Annotated in this window: 20 protein-coding genes; 6 read left to right on the top strand and 14 right to left on the bottom strand. The window is 54.3% G+C overall.

From position 1 onward, the window contains the following. Positions 1-25: 25 nt before the first annotated feature. The 5 genes from Pla22_RS01095 to Pla22_RS01075 form a co-directional block, all read right to left on the bottom strand. The gene (locus Pla22_RS01095; protein ID WP_146512942.1) at positions 26-328 is read right to left on the bottom strand and encodes a hypothetical protein; all 303 of its coding nucleotides are present in this window, start codon (positions 326-328) and stop codon (positions 26-28) included. Between the two features lie 272 nt (positions 329-600). Then, on the bottom strand, positions 601-1,365 hold the full coding sequence (locus tag Pla22_RS01090) for a 50S ribosomal protein L11 methyltransferase (RefSeq protein ID WP_146512941.1): 765 nt from the start codon (positions 1,363-1,365) through the stop codon (positions 601-603). A gap of 304 nt (positions 1,366-1,669) precedes the next feature. Next, a complete protein-coding gene (locus Pla22_RS01085) occupies positions 1,670-3,064 on the bottom strand; it encodes a DUF11 domain-containing protein (protein WP_165440461.1) in 1,395 nt (464 codons plus the stop codon). A 26-nt stretch (positions 3,065-3,090) separates the two neighbouring features. Then, the gene (locus Pla22_RS01080; protein ID WP_146512939.1) at positions 3,091-3,882 is read right to left on the bottom strand and encodes a hypothetical protein; all 792 of its coding nucleotides are present in this window, start codon (positions 3,880-3,882) and stop codon (positions 3,091-3,093) included. Between the two features lie 118 nt (positions 3,883-4,000). Further along, complete coding sequence (locus Pla22_RS01075; protein WP_146512938.1) at positions 4,001-5,437, bottom strand: hypothetical protein; 1,437 nt, start codon at positions 5,435-5,437, stop codon at positions 4,001-4,003. 299 nt (positions 5,438-5,736) lie between these two features. Between Pla22_RS01075 and Pla22_RS01070 the strand changes: the two genes are divergently transcribed. From Pla22_RS01070 to clpX, 6 genes are all read left to right on the top strand, one after another. Continuing rightward, positions 5,737-6,963 (top strand): hypothetical protein, encoded by a 1,227-nt coding sequence (locus Pla22_RS01070; protein WP_146512937.1) that lies wholly within the window; start codon positions 5,737-5,739, stop codon positions 6,961-6,963. Between the two features lie 142 nt (positions 6,964-7,105). Next, entirely contained in the window at positions 7,106-8,041 is a 936-nt protein-coding gene (locus Pla22_RS01065; RefSeq protein ID WP_165440460.1) for a UbiA family prenyltransferase, read from the top strand. 29 nt (positions 8,042-8,070) lie between these two features. After that, entirely contained in the window at positions 8,071-8,889 is an 819-nt protein-coding gene (locus Pla22_RS01060; RefSeq protein WP_165440459.1) for a sugar phosphate isomerase/epimerase family protein, read from the top strand. 262 nt (positions 8,890-9,151) lie between these two features. Continuing rightward, a complete protein-coding gene (locus Pla22_RS01055) occupies positions 9,152-9,490 on the top strand; it encodes an SHOCT domain-containing protein (RefSeq protein ID WP_146512934.1) in 339 nt (112 codons plus the stop codon). Between the two features lie 166 nt (positions 9,491-9,656). Continuing rightward, positions 9,657-9,872, top strand: coding sequence for a hypothetical protein (locus Pla22_RS01050; RefSeq protein WP_146512933.1), 216 nt, complete (start codon positions 9,657-9,659; stop codon positions 9,870-9,872). Further along, a complete protein-coding gene (clpX, locus tag Pla22_RS01045; protein ID WP_146512932.1) occupies positions 9,856-11,136 on the top strand; it encodes an ATP-dependent Clp protease ATP-binding subunit ClpX in 1,281 nt (426 codons plus the stop codon). Before Pla22_RS01050 ends, clpX begins: the two co-directional genes overlap by 17 nt. A 280-nt stretch (positions 11,137-11,416) precedes the next feature. Here clpX and Pla22_RS01040 read toward each other — a convergent pair whose 3' ends face one another. The 9 genes from Pla22_RS01040 to Pla22_RS01000 form a co-directional block, all read right to left on the bottom strand. Next, positions 11,417-12,271 (bottom strand): hypothetical protein, encoded by an 855-nt coding sequence (locus tag Pla22_RS01040; protein ID WP_146512931.1) that lies wholly within the window; start codon positions 12,269-12,271, stop codon positions 11,417-11,419. A 213-nt stretch (positions 12,272-12,484) separates the two neighbouring features. Beyond that, entirely contained in the window at positions 12,485-13,741 is a 1,257-nt protein-coding gene (gene fabF / locus Pla22_RS01035) for a beta-ketoacyl-ACP synthase II (protein ID WP_146512930.1), read from the bottom strand. 222 nt (positions 13,742-13,963) lie between these two features. Then, a complete protein-coding gene (acpP, locus tag Pla22_RS01030) occupies positions 13,964-14,209 on the bottom strand; it encodes an acyl carrier protein (protein WP_146512929.1) in 246 nt (81 codons plus the stop codon). Between the two features lie 245 nt (positions 14,210-14,454). After that, positions 14,455-15,213 carry a 3-oxoacyl-[acyl-carrier-protein] reductase gene (gene fabG, locus Pla22_RS01025; RefSeq protein WP_146512928.1) on the bottom strand — a complete coding sequence of 253 codons (759 nt, stop codon included), beginning with the start codon at positions 15,211-15,213 and terminating at the stop codon, positions 14,455-14,457. Positions 15,214-15,314: 101 nt separating this feature from the next. Then, positions 15,315-16,241, bottom strand: coding sequence for an ACP S-malonyltransferase (fabD, locus tag Pla22_RS01020; RefSeq protein ID WP_146512927.1), 927 nt, complete (start codon positions 16,239-16,241; stop codon positions 15,315-15,317). A gap of 132 nt (positions 16,242-16,373) precedes the next feature. Then, positions 16,374-16,556, bottom strand: a complete 183-nt coding sequence (gene rpmF, locus Pla22_RS01015; protein ID WP_146512926.1) for a 50S ribosomal protein L32 — start codon at positions 16,554-16,556, stop codon at positions 16,374-16,376. A 115-nt stretch (positions 16,557-16,671) separates the two neighbouring features. Then, positions 16,672-17,643 carry a class I SAM-dependent methyltransferase gene (locus Pla22_RS01010; protein WP_242631726.1) on the bottom strand — a complete coding sequence of 324 codons (972 nt, stop codon included), beginning with the start codon at positions 17,641-17,643 and terminating at the stop codon, positions 16,672-16,674. Between the two features lie 123 nt (positions 17,644-17,766). Next, complete coding sequence (locus Pla22_RS01005) at positions 17,767-21,357, bottom strand: YhaN family protein (protein WP_146512925.1); 3,591 nt, start codon at positions 21,355-21,357, stop codon at positions 17,767-17,769. Continuing rightward, positions 21,354-22,766 carry a metallophosphoesterase family protein gene (locus Pla22_RS01000; protein WP_146512924.1) on the bottom strand — a complete coding sequence of 471 codons (1,413 nt, stop codon included), beginning with the start codon at positions 22,764-22,766 and terminating at the stop codon, positions 21,354-21,356. The genes Pla22_RS01005 and Pla22_RS01000 overlap by 4 nt, the downstream gene beginning before the upstream one ends. Positions 22,767-22,857: the final 91 nt, after the last annotated feature.

The following is a 22,857-nucleotide window of genomic DNA, read 5'->3' as shown; positions in this document are numbered from 1 at the left end:
GCAGTACTTATCGCCTGAAGCAGTACTAGTTGTTGCTGAATCCAAAAGCAGCGACTGCATCGCGACCGAGTGGATTTCTTAAGAATTGGCGATGGCAATCGGCGCAAAGATCGTAGCTGCCCCGATGGTCAAGTTCGGGCTCATCATCGAGGTGATCGCAAGCGAGTCCCTCGAGAGCCTGATGGAGTTCGCTTAGCTGATCGATGTCATCGTCGATATCCAGCGTGACTTCGTCAGCCATTGAATGGATTTCAATTTGCACGACGTAACGTGGTTGTTCGTTCGTGTTGATCTGTCGCTTACAACGATCGCAGATGTAATGGATCATAGACAAGGCATCCCACCAGGGAAAATCTCACGGCGCGACCGACACGACGCACGGTCGAATAAAAGACAGATAAGAACGTCCTGAGATACCCTTATGGTAGTGACGGCTGCGCGGCACATGCAAGTCAAATAACCCGCACTTTCAAGATGTTGAGAAAGGGACTTGACATAGCAATCCCTTTGCGACTTCAACACGCCCGTGGACGTAGAACGGAATTGGGTCCGTTAGCAGTCGTGCGAGAGGAAATTCGCATCCGTCGCGATCAAACTTAGCTACTCGTTGGCGCTCGGCGGGACTCGTAATTCGACCATGAACGAGGGGGAAAAATCTTCGCCCAAAATTTCTGGATCTCGCGAATCGAGCGTCTTAAGAGTGATTTGATTGGCCTGAGCCAGTTCGATGACCTGATCCAACGTTTTCTTACGGTCGCTCAGCACGAGACATCGCCCATTGCTCGTAAGGTGTAATGGTAGCCCCTCGATCAGTGACTTAACAAACGACTCCTGCTTGTCGTTTGCCTCGCTCTGGGGAGTCGACGAAGAATCATAATGAACACGATTGGCGTCCGTGATGATCAAGTCAAATCGTTCTTCGCTAGCGATCGCTGAATACGCTTGGGAACTACTGGCTGGTCGCAAACGGGCGTCGATCTTGCCGTCGCTCACCAAGTTCGCCGCGTTGTATCGAGTGTTAGCGACGGCGGCGGGCTGGATGTCCGTAGCGACTACTTGCTTCGCACCATTAGAAAGACATAGCACTGATAGCAGCCCGGTACCGCTGCTGATTTCCAAGACTTTCCTGCCATCGGCAATTCGGTCTTTTGCGATCGCATCTCGGATCGGCGACATCGCAATCAGGTCGAGGCCGACGAATTCGTATTGGACCAGTTCCGCATGTTCGCCGTCCCCGAATTCAAATTCTTCGAGTGAATAAGATTGTTCAACGGCGTATGAGTAGTCCAGGTCGTCTCGATACGACACTCCACAACCCAGCACTGCAACAATAACGACGCCTAGAAAGGCAAGCATGATTTTCATGCATGCAGTTTACGGCATCCCAGGACGGGACACAAAGTGTCAAGTCGGTGCCAAAGTTGCCCAAGCGATTTCGATTGATGTGATGCCAACGCCCACGGGCCGCCGCAATCGACTTGCAACAAAGGTGCCATCACAAGAATGCCAAGTGTGGATTCCGGCACCTTTACGCACCACTTAGTTATCAACTGATCTCTAGCAGCTTATTCGATTGAGCTTCCCTATTCGATTGCTGCTACGCCTGTCGATTGCCGCTACGCTTGTCGATCGCCGCTACGCAATTTTCAATTGCCGCTACGCTTTTCGACTACCGCACTTTGCAGCGGAATCGCATGGTGGCTGATTCGCCAACTCGCAACTTATCAGTCAGCTTCCAAATCAGTTGCAACGATTGACCCTCGTTGACGACTGTTTCGAATTCAGCTCCGACGCTGCAGGTTTGACTCTCGGCAACGTACTCAAGTCGAGTGACCAAGTTATCGGTGATCAGAACCTGATCGACAGCGGAATCGCCTACATTCTCGATCCGGATCGCAAAGTTGATAAGCTCGCCTGGTAGAGCATCGTGCCGATCAGCAAGCTTGCATATTCGCAAGCGTCCCGCGTCTGGGAATTCATAGATCGTGAATCCTTCAACACTCTGGTCTCGCGTCAGCACTGGCGTTTTGAGATCTTGGATTTCAACCTCGACTGATTCGTCGATGGTCCAAGCGACTGCTGCGAGTGCGAGTTCTTCAAGCATCGCTTTTTGATCTTCTTGCAGAAGGCTGATTTGGTCGAACTTCATGCCGACAAGCAGTGCCAACACATCCGTTGCTTGCTCGATTTGGGCGATCCCTTCGACCGGAACACCGCGATTGCGTTCTCGCATCGCATCGAGACGGCGTGCAACATCGGCATGACCTAGTTCAATCGATTCACCGATCATCACGCCACCTTCTTCAATTTCAATGCGGTTGGTTCCCACGGGTAAATCGACACCTGCTAGTCCCACTGCATGTTCGCCGGCTCGTACGCCGGTGATCTTACGAACGGATTTGAATCGAGGCGCGTACACGCAAACTCGGTTGCTGGGGACAACTTCGATGTCGCCCGCTTCGGTCGTGTAGTGAACGATCGTGTCTTCGGGCTGCAAGCCATCGATGGATTCGTCCCGAAGCACACGAGCATCACCATGTTGATCGCCACCGTCGCATAGAAACTCTTGCGGGTCGACTCCGTAGACGTTCATCATTCCCGCAGAAGGTGCATAGCCATGAGGAATGACTTGGGCAGGAGCACAAGAACCGGATGCACAAGATCCCGAAGCACAGCATCCCGCGGTGCAACCACCGGAAACGCCGAACGACAAGTCTGGGGTCCCACAATCGGACGAGGGATAGTCGCCTACGTACTCGTAGTTCACTTGTTGAATGCCACTAGGTCCTTGCGTCGATGTTGAATGCGTCGAATCCGTTGGGCCTGGATAGCTGGGAGTCACGGGATGGACGGGCGAGCCGGGCATTCCAGATCCTGTACTGGTAGGCATCGCCGGTGCCTTGCCGCCGGGCATCCGGAAACCCGATGGGCTCGGTTTGTTTGAGGTGGCGCAGCCGATCATCAATCCGCAGACCAAGGCACCAATGGTTGCGACGCAACGTCGGTGTCCCGTCAATTTCATGCCTGCCCCGATGGGAGCAAGGAAAGCGTTGGCTTGATTCATGTTGGTTTTCAAGTTGGCGACTGGGGTCATGGCTGCGTGTGCAAGTTCACGGGAACGGAACCCACGGTGTGAGAGACCGATTCGGCCTGCATGATGGGCGCCCAGGCGGGTGAGCCGAAAAGGAAGCTAGGCATCAGCTCATGCGAGTGCGGTGGAGCTAGACTTCCCATGCGAAGGATCGCGACGGGGCGACCGAAACGATCGGCTACTTCTAACGCGTCTTGATACTCCCCGATGTCCATCGGACGCTCGGAAGCTGGCGTTTGTTCAAGCGCGACGGCTGATTGAGGATCTTCCAAGTAGATGACGCGTGTGACGAGTTGGCCCGCGATCGCTGCTCGTAAATCACTGTCATCGATTTGGACCGTGATCGGATAACGAGTGGCAAGCCCAGGTGGTGGGTAGGTCCGGTCGATGACTTCGATCGTGGGGTAAACTTCGGCACCTTCGCGACCGGGAATATCAGTGATCTTGAAACGGTAAACGCTTCCAACAATCAGGCCGGCTTGCAGGTTCTCTTCGGAGTCAAAGAATCCGCTTTGATTAGCAAGTGCGAACCTGGTGCCTTGGGGACCCTGGAAGGCGACCGGTTGGAAGTAACCAATCACGGGGCCTGGTCCGCGGCCTCGAAGACGTGCGCCGCCGACGAATCCCGGTGGCATGTCGCCATTGAGAATACGGTGTTGGCCACCGCTAGGACCAAGGAACTGCGATGGATCAGCAGCACTCGCTTGATTCGTCTGGTTCGTCATGCTCGATGCAGCGATGGCGAAGCCAAAGAGCGCGGTGGTGAGCAAGTGTCTTGAGGGGAGGAACATCTTCAATCCGGTTTTTCGACGCTCGTGGAGGACGCTTCGACTCGATCAAACAAAACGCGGTGCGATAGAGAACATCGACACCGCGTTTGTTGTTTCATAGTTCAGGCTTCAAGACCCACTACGGGTTGCAGTTCGGATCAACTCGCTGGCTGGCGTGTTGATAAAGACCACGTCCGTTAGGCACACCTGGATGAAAGTTCTGCTCGGTGATTTTCACGCGGCTGACTGGGTTGGGATAGCTGTATCCAGGTTGCAGTCGAACATTCATCTTTACGTCTTCCACAGGTCGTGGAATGTGCATTGGCGTATGGTTCTTGATCACATGCTTTTGAAGTCCGGCGGGAACACCCAATGGAATGTGAGGTGGTCCAGGCAAACCGATCGGAGTTCCCGACATGGGCATTCCGTACTGAGGAGCCGTTACACCGGCGATCATGCCAGGCAGTGATGGAGGAGCGGTGGCACATTGGCCGCCGTTCATTCCCGGGCCGCCGCAACCATCCGTCATCGCAGATGCGAAAGGTGCGGGGAGACCAGCGATTGGTGGCATCATCATGCCGCCCGCTGCGTATCCACCGGCTCCACCCATTTCGATATCCTTGTCACCCAAGCGGATGATGGCCAGGATCGAACCACGTCGGTCCGCTTCCACAATCGGGTCGATGCCTGGATCAAGACGCGTGCTGACAAGAGTGTCAATGCCCGCGAGTGCTGGTCCTTGGAAATCGGGATCTGGAAGGTAGATGACTTTGGTAACGAAGTTGCCAGTCAACACTTGGTCGAAGTCTTCTTCGGTGAATTGAACGGGTACCGAGTTGTGAGCCAGGTAGGCTCCAGTGCGAGGATTGGCATAGGCCAATTCAAGCGTTGGGTACAGTTCAACACCTTCGCGAGCTTGGATATTGGTAATCTTCAAGCGGTACAGGCCACCTTGAGGGAAGTTCTGACGAGCAGGAACCACAAGTGGATCGCTGTCGAACATGCCGCCACCGGTTGCGTCGTAACGAACCTGCATTCCTTCGGGAGTACCAAAAGTGACTTGTACGGTCGGTGCAACATGAGGCATCATCGCGCCCATGTCCATCACACCACCGCCTTGTGGGATCATGGCACCTTCGCCACCGCCCGCCATGCATCCGCCGCTGCCGCCGCATGCTCCGCCGCCGCAACTGCAGGTGTAGTTGACGAGGTCGATTTCGCCTTGGCCAGTGGATGCTTGGGTTCCCATCATAGGAAGCGGTGCACTTTGCATCGCTTCAAGGGGAGCTGCTCCAATGGCACCTGGGGGCATCGCGCCCATCGGGCCTGCTGAGCCCATCATTCCACCGGCTCCCATCATCATGCCGCCGCCAGGCATGCCACCGCTCATCGGGCCGCCCATCATCCCGGGGGCCATTGCTGGAGCTCCCATGATGCCGGGACCAGGACCACCGACGCCAGGGCCGGGCTCCATCATGCGTTGATCGGGTGGCAGGTTGTGGCGAACCGGCACACACCCGGTGGCGAATATCGCCGCGGCCGCCAGTAGCGACAAATGAGTGACGATTCGTTTCATCGTTTCCCCCGTTCCTTGGGTATCGTGGGCAAAAGCCCGTGGTTTCGTGGGCATCACGCTGGGACCACTCGTCCACAGACAAAATGCAAATGGGATAGGTGGGCGTGCCGTCATGGCAGCCACATTGTTTTTGGCTGGACTCGCCATAGGGATGATCTCTAGGATCGGATCATCGTTGGCAATGATTCATCCCACAGGGTTGTCCAAATGCAATCGAAAAGGTGTTACCAGACCGGCTGCTTGGTTGGTCATCGGCAAGTTGCCACCGGAATCTTTGAAAAAACCGTCACAACCGTCCCATGAAGTTTCATCGTTACATCCCCAACTGTGATCGCCACATCGTGAAACTCATGTTTCCGGGACGAAGCATCGAAGCTTCGCACCTATTGTTAATGACATTGCTGGTGTTGGTACCCACCCTGGAAACCACAGCTCAGCAAATATCTTCATCCACAACCGCCAACGTCCCCCGCGCGAGCGACACATCGGGGCTATTGGCCTCGGCTTCCGACGCAGGGGCCTCGCCTAGCCAAGACCAAGTCACAGGCTCAGGACAGCGCTTTGCCTCAGGAACAGACTTCGCCGCCGACTCCGCGTCGGGCGTTCCTGGTTCCACTTCAATGACCCCCAGCCTTGGGGCGATGAGTCCTGCTCCCGCGTCCTCTCAACCGCAGCCCGCCGAAACGCCATCGACTTCTTTGCAAGCTGAACGGCTGCTTCATCAAATCTTAGGGCACCTCGTCAACGGTCCAGCTTTTGACGCCAAGGTTCGTGAAACGGTTCACGCATCGAAACGAAAAGTCATCGGTGTTGGAACGTACGAACAGACCGGGGGCGGTTCGGGACGCTATCACATGCAGCTAACCATGCACGACGGCGACGGAAAACACCGTCTCGACCAAATTAACGATGGGCGTTTAGCGTGGACTCGCCAAGAAATCGCTGAAGCCATTACCTTGCGACGCGTTGATGTTGCTCGGCTCGACGAGTGGATCGCCGAAGACCAACGGTTATTAGGATTGCCGCCACGACTATTGGTCGGCGGTTGGGCAGAGATGCTCGTGTCGCTTGAACGTGACTATGACTTACGGCTCGACTCGGCAACGCTATCCGGCAACCCAGTGATGGTGATCGTGGGCGATCTGAATGCCCAGGCGAGGACGCGAATCCTCAACAGTTCAGGCAGCGATCGCTTGCCCGATCTTTATCCCAGCCGGGTCCAAGTGGCGATTGCCACGAAGAATGACACAGAAAGCAGCGTCGGAAAGTGGTTACCGATTCGTTGGGAATACCGTAGCGAACCTCGACAGATCACTTCGGAAGATGGGACCACTCGGATGACCAATGGCGCGCTGATTACGCTGATCGAACTCTATTCAATTCGACCGATCGAACCGCCGCCTGCGGATCGCTTTCGCTTTGACAATCAAGATGCCGATGTAATGTTCACCAACGAAACGGATCGGTACATGGAAAGCTATGGAGTCCGATTGACCGAACGGGAACGGATCCAACTGAGACGTTGATCGGCTGCTTTCTTCGGCTCGCTTGCTTCGCGGTTGAACCGGAAAGGCATCAAGCGGGGGAAATACAAACCGACTACAATCGAGACGAACTTCGCTACTCGTCTCATGAAAGTTTGTTTTGTCTAAGAGTTCTTCAACGCCCATGTCGTGGGCGCGATTGGTGCGTCTGCCCAACGTATTTACCGTTATCGCGGATGTCTCAGCAGCCTTCCTTTTGGTCGCCCATGGGCCGGAGCCGATTGGGCGATTGGTTTGTGTCGTGTTGGCCGGGATTTTGTTGTATTGGGCAGGGATGATTCTTAACGACGTGTTCGACGTCGAGAAGGACAAACGTGAACGATCGTCACGTCCGCTTGCTGCCGGCGAGATATCTATCGCTAATGCCCGAATTGCCGGCTTCGTTGCAATGCTCGGTGGCTGCGTGTTGGCGGGCGTGAGTGGTTATGTGGCCGACGACACCTATCCTAGTACTTGGTTGCCGGCCGCAATCGCAATCGTCTTATCGATGGCGATACTGTTGTACGACGGACCGTTGAAAAACACGCTGCTAGGACCGATCGCGATGGGGGCCTGTCGGGTCCTCAGTTTTCTTTTAGGTGCTTCGCCGTTGTTAGGAACCGTCGAAGGTTTCGAGATTCCCAAGTACCTTTTTGCCATTGCGATCGGCATGGGGACCTACATCATGGGACTGACCATGTTCGGCAGTCGCGAAGCCGATGAATCGGGCGCCGGGAGTCCTCCGCTTGCTGCAGGAACATTCGTCACGCTTTTGGGAGCCATCATGTTGGCCTTTGCGCCCCGGCTGGAAAGAGTGCCGGTTGGATGGCACGTGTCGACGCAGATGACCTTTCCGATCTTGATTGGATTGGTGGCCTTTCCCGTTGTCATTCGCGCCTATCGAGCGGTCAAAGACCCTACGCCGTTGAAGATACAAACGACGATGAAGATTGGAATCCTGACCATCATTCCCTTGGCCGCCTCATTTGCGTTTTTAGGTGCCGGTCAAGTTTGGGGATTAGTCATCTTCGCGTTGGTCGTTCCTGCGATGTTATTGTCAAAGCAATTCCATGTGACCTGATGCTGGCGGGATACCACACGGCTGGCTTGTTGTTGCACGATCCTGTGATCGCGATCGAAGAACTAGCGCACCTAGGATATCGTTGCGTTGCGATTCGTCCTCACGCTGCGGCGCTGCATCCGAAACATCCGTTGTTTTCGATCCAGTCGTTGCGGATTCAAGACGTGCTCGAGCGGACCTCGATGAAGTTGGTCTTAGATATCGACGGAGCATTTGTTGAACATCCGTTTCGATCAAGAGCATCCACACTGACCGATACCGAGGACGCAGCGGCAGAGCGAGCAAGAGAATGGATCCAGCAATGGGCAGTGGTGGCGAGGGAATGGTCTGCGATGCCATGCCTGACGTTTTCCAGCGGGCCAGCAAGACCCTATGCATTGGAAGAAGAGAACCTCGAGCACTTGTCGACACAATTGCATTCGTTATGCGAGTTGGTCGCCCCCGACGTGCACTTGGCCATTCGTCCCCGACATTTGGACCTTATCGATTCCGTTGCAAAGTTTGAGCGTTTGTTGCAGTGGCTTGATCCAAGTGTATTTGCGCGTTTGGGATTGGCCGCTGACGTGGGCGAAATGATCGCGGCGGGAGAAATTCCAATTGTCGATCGTTTGGAAAGGAACCTCGATCGGCTGGCTTGTGTCTACCTGTGCGATCGGCGGGCTGAGCCGGTTTCTCAGGATTCGGGCCGATCACGCGACATCAGGATCGGGCATGGAGAAGTCGCCGTCGATCGAATTGTGCAGTCATTGGCAAAAGTCGGATTCACCGGGCCTGGCATTGTACGCGTCGAGGGGTTCCCCGAGTTGGGTTTGCTGCCCGCTCAGGAGGCAATGGGGGTTTTCGAGTGATCAGCATTCTGGCCTAGGTCTGATTTGCCACTATGGGATATGCTGAAGGAGTCGTGAAACGCGTGAAACCGGAAAAACCAGAGGATCCATCACCAAATTGCTGGACCACCTTTACTGGACACCCCTATCATGAAGTTGGCGGAGGACGACGCGGGTCTGGGGACCCGGGTTGGTAAGTCTCCCAATTAATGGAGGGAGTAAACAACGTGTTTGAATCCAACCAAGACCCAGCCCACGAAGGAATAAGACCGAGCTAAGGGTTATGCCTATTTTGGTTACTTCGCCTTTGTTGCAACTTGGACCTATGGTGCAGTCTAGCATCGGCGTAGTGATCCTATGCGTCCTAATCGCAGCCGCATTTTATATCGTGGCAAGCTATCGGGACTATGTCGCTGGAGACCAGGAAGTGGCCTCCGACGCCCTCGCAAACTTGCGAGAAATGCACCGCAAAGGTGACATCACGGACGAAGAATTCCGAACTATACAAGCAAGAACCCAGCAACACTGCACGGGTTTGACTGACGATGCTCGGGGATCGGATGATGCAAAGCCATCAACCGAAACAGAGTCGCCGACCGAACCAAACGATCCACCTCGGTGAATCGTTAACTCCCATGGTCGGCAATCATCAACGGCCAAACGTTCCGTGTTACTGTTTGAAGGACAACCCTATCCGCCTGTCTGCCTCCCATCCATGTGGGCATGCAATCGGAAACCATAAACCGTTTTGAACCAACCACGATTGGCTCGAGCTTTCGAGGATACGGATGACTCATCTCTCATCTGATCATCTTTGGATGAGAGAAAGCATTCGAGCCGTGGCCCGAAACTTCATGATGCGTGACCTAACGCTTCACGTCGTTTCACTGACGAAGATTACCGCGACCGAGCGAAAGCTCAAGAACATGGTCGTGCTTTGCCAGCGAAGCGAAGTGATGCCGAAAGTCGCCCCAACCGGAGTCGTGTATGCCCTCGAAAGATAACCCAACCTCCCGCCGCGGAACCTCCTCCACCAAGAAGAACGCATTCTGTTCTTTCTGTCGTAAGAGTTATCGTGATGTGGGACCTCTCGTAGAAGGTCCTGGCGACGTCTACATCTGTAGCGAATGCATTGAGCTTTGCCAATCGATTCTCGATCAAGAAGAGCGTCGCCGTGGCCCAAGCAAGACCTTGTTTAATGAGATTCCCGCACCTCGGGAAATTGTTGCTCACCTTGACCAGTACGTGATCGGCCAAAATGCCGCGAAGCGTGTTCTGGCGGTCGCTGTTCACAATCACTACAAGCGATTGACCAGCGAATGGGAAGGTGAAGGCGAAGTCGAGATTGAGAAAAGCAACATTCTGCTGGCCGGTCCAACCGGTAGCGGGAAGACGTTGCTCGCTCGCTCACTCGCTCGTATGTTGAATGTGCCGTTTGCGATCGGTGATGCGACGACCTTGACCGAAGCTGGCTATGTCGGCGAAGACGTCGAGAACTTGTTGCTTAAGCTGCTCCATGCCGCTGATTTCGATGTCGAGGCCGCCCAACGCGGTATCCTCTACATTGACGAAGTGGACAAGATCGGTAAGACCAGTGCCAATGTTTCGATCACTCGAGATGTTTCAGGAGAAGGTGTCCAGCAGAGCCTATTGAAGATGCTCGAAGGCACCGTCGCCAACGTTCCACCGCAAGGTGGGCGAAAGCATCCCGAACAACAATACATTCAACTCGACACGAGCAACATTTTGTTCATCGTCGGGGGAACGTTTGTGGGAATCGAAGACATCATCCGCAAGCGTCTTGGGCACAAGACGCTCGGATTCGGCGGTGGACAAACGGTTCGCAACGATCAGTCCACGTCGGACTTGTTGGCCCAAGTTCAAACCGAAGACATCATGCAGTTCGGGTTGATTCCTGAATTGGTCGGACGTTTGCCAGTGGTCAGCTACTTGCAACCGCTCGATGAAGCCGGATTGGTTCAGGTAATGACTGAGCCTAAGAATTCGCTGATCAAGCAGTACCAAGCCTTGTTCGCGATGGAAAAGTGTGAACTTGTCTTCACAGACGAGGCACTTCACTTTGTCGCTCGCAAAGCACTCGATAAGGGTGTGGGAGCTCGCGGTCTCCGCGGGATCCTTGAAGAGGTCATGTTGGACATCATGTACGACCTTCCTGACCAAGAAGAAGGCACCGTCTTCACCATCGACGAAAATGTCGTTGCCGGAAAGACAAAGCTCTTCCAAATGCCGACGACCAAAAGTGCTTAACGCCTAGTCGTTCAAATGTAGTCGAAACGCCGAAGTCACCCCTGTGGCTTCGGCGTTTTTCATGCGCCGACCGCATCCCATCACTCCCGCCATCCTTGCCCCGCGCGAAATATGGAGCATGGAACTGTTAATCAGGAGCATGGTCTGAGAACCAGGAACTGGTAATCAGGAACTGGTAATCAGGAACTGGTAATCAGGAACTGGTAATCAGGAACTGGTAATCAGGAACTGGGAATCAGGAACTGGGAATCAGGAACTGGGAATCACAAATAGTGCGTTCCTAATCATCGAGGGGCGGAAGATTGTTCTTGTGCTTCTCGTAGAAACGCGTGATGTCGAGTCCGCCTCGACGCTCCTCTTCCATCAACTTTATTCGTGACTCCAAGCGTTCGATCCGTCGAGCAAGTTGAGGAATCAAGTCACGGTTTTCATCGCGAGGTTTCGTCCGTGGAACTTTCGGGTAGCCCAGATGTCGCTGCATCGCAGCAAACAAGAACAATGGATCTTTGCGGCGATTGCCAAACGCAATCCTTCCTTCGCGAGTTCCAAACAGAAACGGCCCCTTGCCTTCGACCGGTTCTCCGGCAGCAATCAATTTGTCGCGATAGTCTTCGCTGGCGAGGAAAATTAGATCAGCGGTGTCGACGAGACCAATTTGTGCTCGCAACATCAAAATCCATTTCTTCCATGTCAGATCATAAATGGGATCGTTGCTAATGGCGGTGAGACCCTTGTCGTAATTGAGCCGGCTGCGGCACAAAACTTCAAAGTGATAGAAGAACAATCCTTGCGGCGACCCGCCGGCCGTTCGGTACTTGGCTTCTGCTTCAAGTGCCTGCAGTGCCGCCCCCATCGTGAATCGACCCGTTTCTTGTTCGGCCTGCGAAATCAGGTACGACTGGAAGGCCGTGAAATAGTGGGACAACCTAAGCATCGCCGGGGACATTAGCCCCGAGTGCTTCAACTCGGTCAGCATGTAGTCGATCGCGAGCGGCAAGTTGGTGGTCGTCAGCAGCTCGTATTTGATCTGTTCGAGCAGCTCCTGCATCGGAGCGTTCTCAGCTAAACGTTCGCGCAGCAATTGAAACAGGTAACCCTGTTCGATGTATTCGGACTGATCCAGTAGATTTGCCATGGCCGCATTGTACGCAGGGTTCATACGTTCTGGGGCCTGGTAGGGACGTCGCGAGATCTCGCAGGGCCTGGCTGAACCTCACTGGGAACGACACGGCAGCGTCCCGCACCGCCGTCACCGACGCGTTTGTTCGGTTGCGGTAACCAGCACGACACAATGTTCAGCCTGAACGTCGTGGAGTTCAGCCTGAACGTTGTGGATCAATAGGACGAGCTAGGAATACTGCCCAAACACGACGCAAGCGTTGTGTCCGCCAAATCCAAAGCTATTGCTCATCGCAATCTTAACGTTTGCTTGACGTGCTTCGTTAGGCACGTAATCCAGGTCGCATTCAGGGTCTGGCGTGTCGTAGTTGATCGTCGGGGCGATCAATCCGGTTTGCAAAGTTTTGCAAAGGATTACTGCTTCGATACCGCCGCTGGCACCAAGCGAGTGCCCCAGGGCGCCCTTCGTGCTGCTAATCGCGAGCTTCGGCGCATGATCGCCGAATACGTTCTTAATTGCTCGTGTTTCCGCCTTGTCGCCAAGCGGCGTGCTGGTGCCGTGAGCGTTGATGTAGTCGATCGATGTTGTATCGATGCCCGCATCTTCGATGGCTGCCTGCATCGCACGGGCTGCTCCCTTGCCTTCTGGATCGGGCGCCGTGATATGCCCTGCGTCGCTGGTCGTGCCGTAGCCGAGAACTTCGGCGTAAATTTTGGCTCCGCGAGCTTTGGCATGTTCAAGTTCTTCAAAAACCAACACTCCGCCGCCTTCGCCGAGGACGAATCCATCGCGATCGGCGTCAAACGGCCGGCTAGCCGACTTGGGATCATCGTTGCGGGTGGACAACGCCTTCATGTTCTGGAACGCAGCCAAGCCCATGTTGGTGATGGCCGCTTCGGTACCGCCGGTCAACATGAAGTCAGTTTCGCCCAAGCGGATACTTCGCATCGCATCGCCCATCGCATTGGTAGCACTGGCACAGGCTGTAGCGACGGCGTAGTTAGGGCCTTGCAGTCCATAAGTGATCGATAGGTTTCCGCCAGCAGCATTAACCATCATTTTGGGAACCGTGAACGGGCTCACTCGTTCTGGACCTTTGGTCAGCATACGTTCAATTTGAACTTCGATTTCGCCAAGCCCACCAATGCCGCTGCCTAGAACAACACCGCACTTATGTCGATCGACGGTAGTGAAGTCGATGCCGCAGTCTTTGATCGCTTGGGCGCCAGCATGAACAGCGAACTGAGTGAATCGGTCAAGCCGCTTTGCTTCGTGCGGGTCCACAACCTCAGTGACGTCGAATTCAGGAATATCACCGCCGAAGTGCACCTTGTAACGCTCGGTGTCGAGCATGGTCAGGTCGTGAATTCCGCTTTCGCCAGCAGTCAGCCGAGTCCAAAACGATTCAACTTCGCTGCCCAGTGGAGTGACGACGCCAACGCCGGTGATGACTACTCGGCGCAAGTTATTTGATTGAGTCTGCATCGCGTGATTGCTCGCGGTGTCCGATGTTTAAACGACGGTTGAGAACGCGGATAGCTTATCCGCATGACTTGAAAGACAAATGCCGCCCGTGAGATTTCGAGATCGCTTGAGCTCGAAGCTTACGGACGGCAACAACGTTGTCGAGGGTGGTGCAAAGATCATTGCCTCACCAAGGTGAGTTGCGCAAATCAATCGCCACCAATTCTTCGCGGCAGCGGCCGATCAGTCGTCTTCGCCTTTAGCCGATTCGATGAACTCGACTGCTTCACCGACCTTTTGGATCTTTTCAGCAGCTTCGTCAGGAATGCTGATATCGAACTCTTCTTCGAGTTCCATGACCAGTTCGACGGTGTCCAGAGAGTCCGCGCCTAGGTCGTTCACAAACGACGTTTCGCGGGTGATTTTGTCTTTATCAACGCCGAGTTGTTCGGAAACGATGTCGATTACGCGTTCTTCGATTGTAGCCATGAGCAATTCTTAAAGGATGGTCTGCGAAGCTTTTCGAGTGCCGAAAAGCTGTCAGGGATTCGCGGAAAACATAGGGGAAATAGGCGAAACGCGTCAATACACGCAATACGATCTGCGTTTCTTGCGGCTAAAGCTAGTTTAGCCCCGTTGGTCTTTGATGAGCCGTCGGTCTTAGAAAGAGCCGATGATTCTTAAGAGCCTGCCCGGGCGCCAGCGATTCGCATGGATGTTTCGATGAGCAAGTTTTAGCCGATCATGCCGCCATCGACGACTAGGGTTTGACCCGAAATGTAGCCAGCATCCTGGGATGCCAAAAACAGCACGGCGGCAGCCACATCTTCGGCTCGGCCAAGTTTTTTCGCTGGAATGCGTTTTTTCGCCTCTTCCAGCACCACATCGCCGAGTTCCTTGGTCATATCGCTCTCGATAAATCCAGGGGCAACCGCGTTGACGGTCACGCCACGGCTGATCAATTCTTTGCTAATCGTGCGAGTGAACCCGATCATGCCGGCCTTGGAAGCCGAGTAGTTTGCTTGGCCGGGGTTGCCGATCATGCCCGAGATCGAGGCCATGTTGATGATTCGGCCGTATTTCTTGCGACGCATGATCCCAGCGGCGGTGCGGCAGCATACGAAGCAACTGGTCAGGTTGGTCGCAATCACGGAATCCCATTCCTCGTCCGACATGCCTCGCATGAGCTTGTCACGGGTGATACCGGCGTTGTTGACCAGGATGTGCAATCCACCGTGCTTCTTGTTCGCTCCCTCAATCGCAGCGGCAGCGGCTTCGCGGTCGGTCACGTCGCAAGAAACCGCTTCGGCCTTGCCGCCTGCGGCTTCGATTTCCTTGACCGTATCGGCTAGCTTGTCGGCGTTGCGAGCCAAGCAAACCACGGTCGCTCCGTTCATGCCTAACGCGATGGCGACCGCTTTCCCAAGTCCCTGGGAAGCGCCGGTGACGATCGCGACTTGCCCGGACAGGTCCGTTTTGAGTTGAAGGTCCATGATGTTCTTAAGTTAGTGTGATTGATGTGGGCTGAAGTGCCGGTTCGCACCGGCCGTTTTTTTCAGAGTGTAGATCGCCAGCGTTTGCCGGCGCTACTCGACTACCCGTCGCCAAATCCATCAGCTTCGATTTTGCGATTAATGCGTTTCAATGTTCCTCGCAGAACGCGACCCGTGCCGACTTCTTCGAACTTGTCGAATCCGTCCTCCATCATCCTGCGAACGGAGGCTTCCCAAAGGACCGATCCAACGACTTGCCGAGATAGGAGATCGCGAATTTCGTCGGCGGACGTATGAGGAGCCGCATCGACATTGCTGTAAACCGGAATCCGAGTGTCTTGAATCGGCATCTCGGCGAGTGCAGCCTTGAGCGTCGCAACAGCCGGTTGCATCAACGAGGTGTGGAAAGCACCCGCAACGGCTAGCGGAATCACTTTCATCGCACCGGCTTGGGTTGCCGCCGGAATGAGTTTTTCGATAGCACTTTTGTGTCCTGACACGGCGATGTTGCCAGGGCAAAGCAAGTTGGCGGGTTGCAGGACTTCATCGCCATCGCGGCAGGATTGGCAAAGTTCTTCCACGGCTTCCAGCTCGAGCCCCAGTACGCTTGCCATGCCCGAGTCGACCGCGTCCGCGGCAGCCTGCATTGCTTGGCCGCGTTTTTGAACCAGTCGCAATGCGTCGGCGAAGTCGAGTCCCCCAGCGAAGCAAACCGCGGTGTATTCGCCCAAGCTAAGCCCCGCGGCTGCACCGATGCTCTTGATTCGATCAGGCTCCGTCTGCTCAAGCACTCGAGCGGCAGCCATTCCGACGGTGAACAGTGCCGGTTGGCTGTACTCGGTCGCGTTCAATTCCTCGGCAGGATCTTGATCGCAGATCGCTCGCAAGTCGTAGCCAAGCACCTCGTTCGCCTGGGCAAACAAGTCAGCGGCAATGGAATGTTCTTCGCAAAGCCAGCGGCCCATGCCGGAGGATTGTGCGCCTTGGCCGGGAAAGAGAATCGCAGATGAGTTCATGGGAAAAGAGATGAGTCCAGGCTTTGACCGCTGGCAGGCGTCTCAATCGAGTCATTATCTCAATCAAGGAACCTGACAGCCGCGAAAACCTGGACTCCAATGTGTTTGGGTCTTGTAGATTCCGAGGCAAGCAAGCAAAAAGCGTTACGCTTCTTGCGGCTCAACTACGGTGCGGCCTTGGTAATAGCCACATTTTGGGCATACCGTGTGCGTTGGCACAGCACTGCTGCACTGTGGGCAATAAGCGATCTGACGCTTTTTCACGTGGTCGTGGCTACGGCGTTTGCCAGTTCGGCTATTGGAGTGTTTACGTTTTGGGACAGCCATTGTCTGGGGTCCGAAGGGTCAGGGTGGGAAATGATTGGTTTCGAGCCACGTATCCTAGGAAGTGCTAAGCGATTTCGTCAACCACATCCCGGGACTAAATCGCAAACTTCCCTGGTCATTTCCGCCCCACCGCCATGCCGAGATTGATTCGACTTGCTGCTAGGTACGTGAATTGGACATTTCCCAACCCGGCCTGAGCTAAGTTCGCTTGAATTTCGTCTAGTGATCGAATGTATCCACCTCGGGTCCCCAAGTTCAGCTTGAGCGCCTCTAGGCTCTCTGACAAACTAGGTGCCGAGTTGCCGCGAAACAGGTCAATCACAATCAATCGACCGTTGGGAGCCGTTGCTGCGACGGCCTTGTCGATCAACTTTTTACCCTCCGCTTCGTCCAAGCATGAAATTCGCTGAGCCAGAATCACCAAATCGAATGACTCCGCTGGCAATTCCGCGTCTTCGGGCAGTGAAGTGATTGGCGAAAAACGTTCGCCTAGCTCAATCGACTCGGCGGTGGCGGTCGCTGCTTCGATCGCACCGGGGCCATCGACCGCCGTCAACGTTGATTCAGGATCCCGGTAGGACATCGCACAACTCCAAACTGCCGATCCGCACCCCAAATCCAGAATCCGCAGCCCCGCTGGTTCGTCCTGGCCGCCAATGTCCAGTATCTCAGCCGCCTGCATCGCTGATGCGGTATGCGACCACTGTGTGGCCGCTAAGTAATCATGCTGAGCCTGGTCGTCGATGTTTTCGCGATCAATCTTTCCTCTAACGAGGTCAGGTAAGTTCGACCAAGTGGAATCGCCCAAATCATCGTCGTACTGACAAAGCAGATGACCGGCGCGAGAAAGGGCGTGATCTTCGTCGTACTTTTCCACAATCCCGATCGACATCAGCCCATCAAGAAAAAGCTGCAGCGACGCCTCACTGAGGCTGAGATTGTCACGAAGTTGTTCCAGTGTCCGCTGACCCTCACGCAATTCGCCAATCAAGCCGATTTCGCGAGCTGACCGCAACAGGTGCGATGAAGCGTTGACCTGCATGAGGCCATGGTATTGGGCGAGAATTCGTTCTTGAGCGGATGACATGACGTTTTACCAATAGCGACAAAAAACCAAACCTTCAGGTTATCGCAACTGCCGTTGATGAGTAGGGCTGGTAGTCGCCGATCAGCATGAACCCGTGGTCAATAAGGCTGGTGGGAACGAGCCCTAGGTTGCCAAGCGGTGAACATGGAACTCCCCCGCTTCAAGCGATTCTCTCGCTAGGCCTTCGAGGTGATCATGGTGAGTGAACATGATCACCTGAGTCGACGCCGATAACTTCGAAAGCACTCGCAACGCGGCCGCCGAACGAACTTCGTCAAATCGTTGCAAGCAGTCATCAATAATCAACGGCATTGGTTTGCCGCTGTCGCAGCGATGTTTTAGCGAGGCTAATCGCAAGGCTAAATACAGGGCGTCGGCCGTCCCCGAACTCATTCCGCTGACGGGAACATCATCGCCGGAGGCTCGGCGACCGTGCAGAATTGGGACATCGCCTTCATTGGGATAGTCAACGTTAAGTCCCACATAAGCACCGCCGGTTAGTTCCCGAAAGTACGTCTCCGCGATCTGTAACACGGGTTCTTGGTTTTCGCTTCGATAATGCTCGATCGCACGATTCAAAATTGCACCCGCCAACTTCAAGCGTACGTAGGCTTCAACATCGCTGGAAAGCTGTCCGAGTTGCCCCGCGATCGCCTGCGAAATATCAGATGCCGTTTCGCCTCCATCCATTTGTTTCAGCAACTGGCCGATCGCACCAAGTCCTTCAATAGCAAGTTCGAGCTGATCAGAAATGCGTTTTCGGTCGCGATCCGTTTCGGCGAGATGATCTTCCAGAATTGCTGGTTGGACGTCGCCAATGCCTTCAATGAACCGTTCCAGATCCTCGCCACCTGCCAACCGCCGAAGGTCATTCTCGGTGGATCGGACTTGGGCGGCTGCGGTCTCACGCCGTCGCCATTGAGCCTCAATCGCTGGTAGCGCCTCTAGGCTTTCACTGCCGGACTCCTGCAGAAGCTCATCTCGCAGCACGAAATGACGCTGCATCGTTAAAGACTCTGCCTTCAGTTCCTGTTCGGCTTTGGCGATGTCCTCGCGCAGCCGATCCCGGGCGGCCGAGTCGATTGATTCTTGCTTGGACCGCTGATGAAGTTCTTGGATTAACGACGCGGCATGTTGCAAGAGAACACTGGTGTCGTCGCCTTCGGTCATGATCTTTACTTCGTCACCGTGGACCGCATGAACCGTACGAGCTGCTGATTTCAAGAACGCTTGCGTCTCGTTTTCAATGGAAGTCATCCGATGCAGCATGTCGTCTCGATCCTTCTTCAGATTACTTAGATCCTTGATCGAATCGAGCATCGCGATCACATCCTCGGGCGCAAGCGACGACTTAGCGGATGAGTCTCGACTCAAAGAATGCATGGCGACATCCCATTGTTCCTGCCAAGCCACTAAATCAGCTTCACGAGCATTGAGCGTGGTTTCCGCTTCCGACAATTCCGAAGTCCATCCCTCAATCTGTTGCATCGTTAATTTTCGCTGCTGAACCAGAGCGTCGTTCTGCTCGGCAATCAGGCTTGCCTTAGCATGTAGGTCCAGCAAGTTCGCCCCTTCCAAAGCATCGGCATTAAGTTTCAAAGCCATGGCCAATCTTTGAGTCGCGTCTTCGACCGAGGCTTCAAATCGCTTCAGGCTTGCCCGTTCGTCCTCCAGGGATTCAGCAAGCGCAACAAGTTTTTCGTGTTCGTCAATCCAGTCTCGCATCGCTTGCGGAGATCCCGGTGTGATCCCTTTTTCTGTCCAAACGATGTTCCAGTGTTCCTGGATGTTGGCTTGCAGTTCCTTTTGCTTGTCCCATTCGCTTTGCGCCTGCTGGACTTTGGCGGTCAACTTGCGGATCGTCGCCACCATGGTTTCCCGCTGGTGAACTTCCTTTTGGTGCATTCGAAGCTGATCGGCGATCTCATCCGCCCGACGCACCGCTTGCATGACGCTGTCGGTTTCGAAAGTGTCGACGCTAGCGTCGGTAAGCGAGGATTCATCTCGTTCCGCATGAACGAGTGTTTGTTTGTGAATCGCCGCAAGCATGCGATCTCGCACTTGTCGAGCCTTGTCCAAGTCACCCAGGGAAGGTAGGTGAGCTTTCGTTTCAATCGCTTCGTAGCCAGCTTCTTCGTCGGCAAGTTGCCGTTTTAGTTCTAAGACTCGACGTCTAGCGATTTCCGTCTCTTCGTCGATAGAGTTGATCCGGGCCGATGTTTGACTGACGATCGCAGGGTCCGGTAGTTCCATCGTGACGATCCGATCCAGTGATTGATCGAGTCGAAGTCGCGACCGAAAGACTTCGCAACGGTCCTCGAACCGCTGGACTTGAGATTGGGCTTCACGCAGATTTTCCACCATCGCCGAAGGCTGGCCGATTTGCGCAAGCACTTGCGACAACCCTTCAGCATGTGATTCCAAAGGCAAGGCTTCAAGTTCCTTACCGCAGGATTCGATTCGTTGCCGCAATCGTTCCACCTGCCGCCGTTTGTCTTCGCATCCCGTCACGACCCTCGCGTACTCACCCGCCAAGCGAACGATTTTCTTACGCTCGCTTTCATTGAGTTGGTATTGGTGGACCTGATCTTCAAGGTTCGATCGTTGTGAGTTGTCAGTCGATGATTGAGACGTGACTTTCGCAAGGTCCGCCAATTTCGCACGTAGGTCTCGCTCTTGGCTATGAAGCACATTGGACATGAATCCCTTGCGATCAGCCTCGGCCTTTTCCCGGACCGGCAGTTCCTTGATAAGCGTTTCGATCTCTCGACGATTATCGCGAATTGGCTTGTCCTCTTTCACCTCGCTTAGTTGTAGCCGCAGACGCGACAACGTGCTTTCAACACGCTCGATGTTGCTGGTTGCTATGCTCATCTCTGCTGCAAGATTCCGACGTCGATCGGTAAAGTCAGCGGACAAGATAGGTGTGCCAGCCACTTCAGAGAAATCCTTGGTCGCCTGATGCCACATTGGAATGATCGGCAAAGCTTCGATCTGCGCCAGAAGTCGAGCACGTCGATGTGACAATGTATCGGCTTCGCGTTTGAGTTCCTCGATTTCGGCTTGCTTGTCCGCCAATTCAGATTGCAGTCTCGCGTACTCTGCGGGTGGAACTTGAGCTTTCTTCAGATCCTCCTTCATCTGTTTGATAATCTTCAGCGTATCGGCAATGCGTGACTTTCCCAGTCGTTTGAAGATAGTCTCGTAGTCATGCTTGAGTTGCTCTTGGACCTTTTTAAGTTTGCCGAGTCCTGCTCCGGCTGCGAAGAGCATTTCGCCTAGTTCGCCCTGCCCTTGCAAAATCATCTCGCCACCGGCCACTAATTCTTCGTGGCTGATGGCGAACTGCGAGGCGAATGTCGTCGCATCAATTCCACCCAGCATTTCTTGCAACGATGCTTCGTTGATACTCGACTTGCCGTCGGCTCCGTCAAGCAATGTGTTCTTGTTGCCTTTGCGACGCACACAGTGCAAGCTTTGTTTTTCATCGCTAACGACGCCGCCGACTCGCAGCTTTTTCATGGTGTGGACGTAATCGTCGGGGGTTTGGCCGGGGAAGCCAAACAACCATGCATTGATAGCTCGCATCGACGTTGATTTGCCAGACTCATTCCGGCCGACAATCAAATGGAATTGATAAGGTTTGGCCGAAAGGTCGATGGTGACATCAGTCAGGTGGCCGTACGCGATCAGATCAAGACGTTCAATTTTCATTCGGATTCCGCTCCCTGCAATCGGCTCATCAATTCGCCGGCCGCTTGTTCGATCCACTCACCAACCTTAGCGTCGTCGCTTAAGTCGATTACGGCATCTTCACCACTGAGTTCCTTAGGCAGCTTGTGTAGCAGCAACGATAATTCTTCGCTGATCCAATCTGCGGCTGTGGAGGCTTGACTGCCTTGAGTTGCCTCGGGGTCATTTGGTTCTTCGTCGCAGGCTTCGATGTCGTCGAACAACATTCCCGATGCGCTAGTGACTGGTTTAGCGGTTTGAGTCTTGCTGGTGAGCTCATCGACGACCGCTGTGATGGAGGCTATCGCTGAGGGATCGATCGACGAAAAAGTTGAGTCTGTGGAACTGCGATCCGGGTGTTTAGATCGCAGCTTAAATTTTTCCATCCAAACTTGGCCGCCGCCAATCGAAATCGACGCAGCTCGCAAGGACGCTTCGATGGAGTCAAAGTCGCGAGAGAGTTTGGTGTGCAATTCAGAGCGACCCGTCATTTCGATTCGCGGAACCAACAAACGATCGTCAACTTCTTCGATTTTGGTTCTGAGCCATGATTCGTAATAATCCATCACGTCGTCAGTGTTTGAGTACGCCGATATGTCAATGGAACACTGTTCCCATCGCACAACGTCGAGAGGGTGGAACACTCGTTCGCCCGCACCTTGGGAATCCACTTCAAAGATCACGCACCCTTTGGCTTCCGGTTCGGTGATTTTTCGACCTTGAATGTTTCCGCTGAATACCACCGGTGCGGCGCCTTCGATCTGGTGCTCACCTCGTTTGTGGATATGTCCTAGGGCCCAATAGTCATAGCCAAAATCCGCCAACTGCTGCGGAGTGCATGGGGCATAAGAGATGTGACCATCGAGCCCAGTTAATCCTGTGTGCAGTACACCAAGATTGAATAAACCCGACCGTGCTTTGGGATAGTGCTTGACCAAGTCTCCTCGTTCGTGCTGCTTGCGGTACGAGCGGCCGTGAACTGCTACTCGGACATCACCCAAGTCAAATTCGCGAGAATCGACTTCCGTTTCACTCAACATCACCTCGCTGCCGTCGGGATTTTTAGGCAACCGCAGGTTCACAGTCATCTTGTTGAAGGCATCGTGGTTTCCCCGGATGATAACCATCGGGATGCCCGCTTTAATCAAGCGGGTTGCCTGAGAAACAAAGAACAGCCCCGTGTTTTGATCGGGCCAATCGCCATCGTAGAGATCGCCTGCGATTACAACCAAACGAACCTCTTGGGAAATCGCCAAGTCCACTAAGTTGGAAAGCGCTCGTCGAGTGGCGCCGCGAATCTGATCCACTGGCGCATCTTCATACTGAGCCAAATTTCGCAGCGGCGAATCGAGGTGAATGTCGGCTGAGTGAAGGATTTTTGGGTTGGGCATAGGGCGAAATGGTTTCTTCGATGTCGATTGATAGATCCAACAAGGTCTCTGCTCGGTCGGGCTTAACTGGGTTCAAGAACGGCGACGCAGA

Source organism: Rubripirellula amarantea (assembly GCF_007859865.1).
GTDB lineage: Bacteria > Planctomycetota > Planctomycetia > Pirellulales > Pirellulaceae > Rubripirellula > Rubripirellula amarantea.
This window is presented reverse-complemented; position numbering and strand designations above follow the sequence as displayed.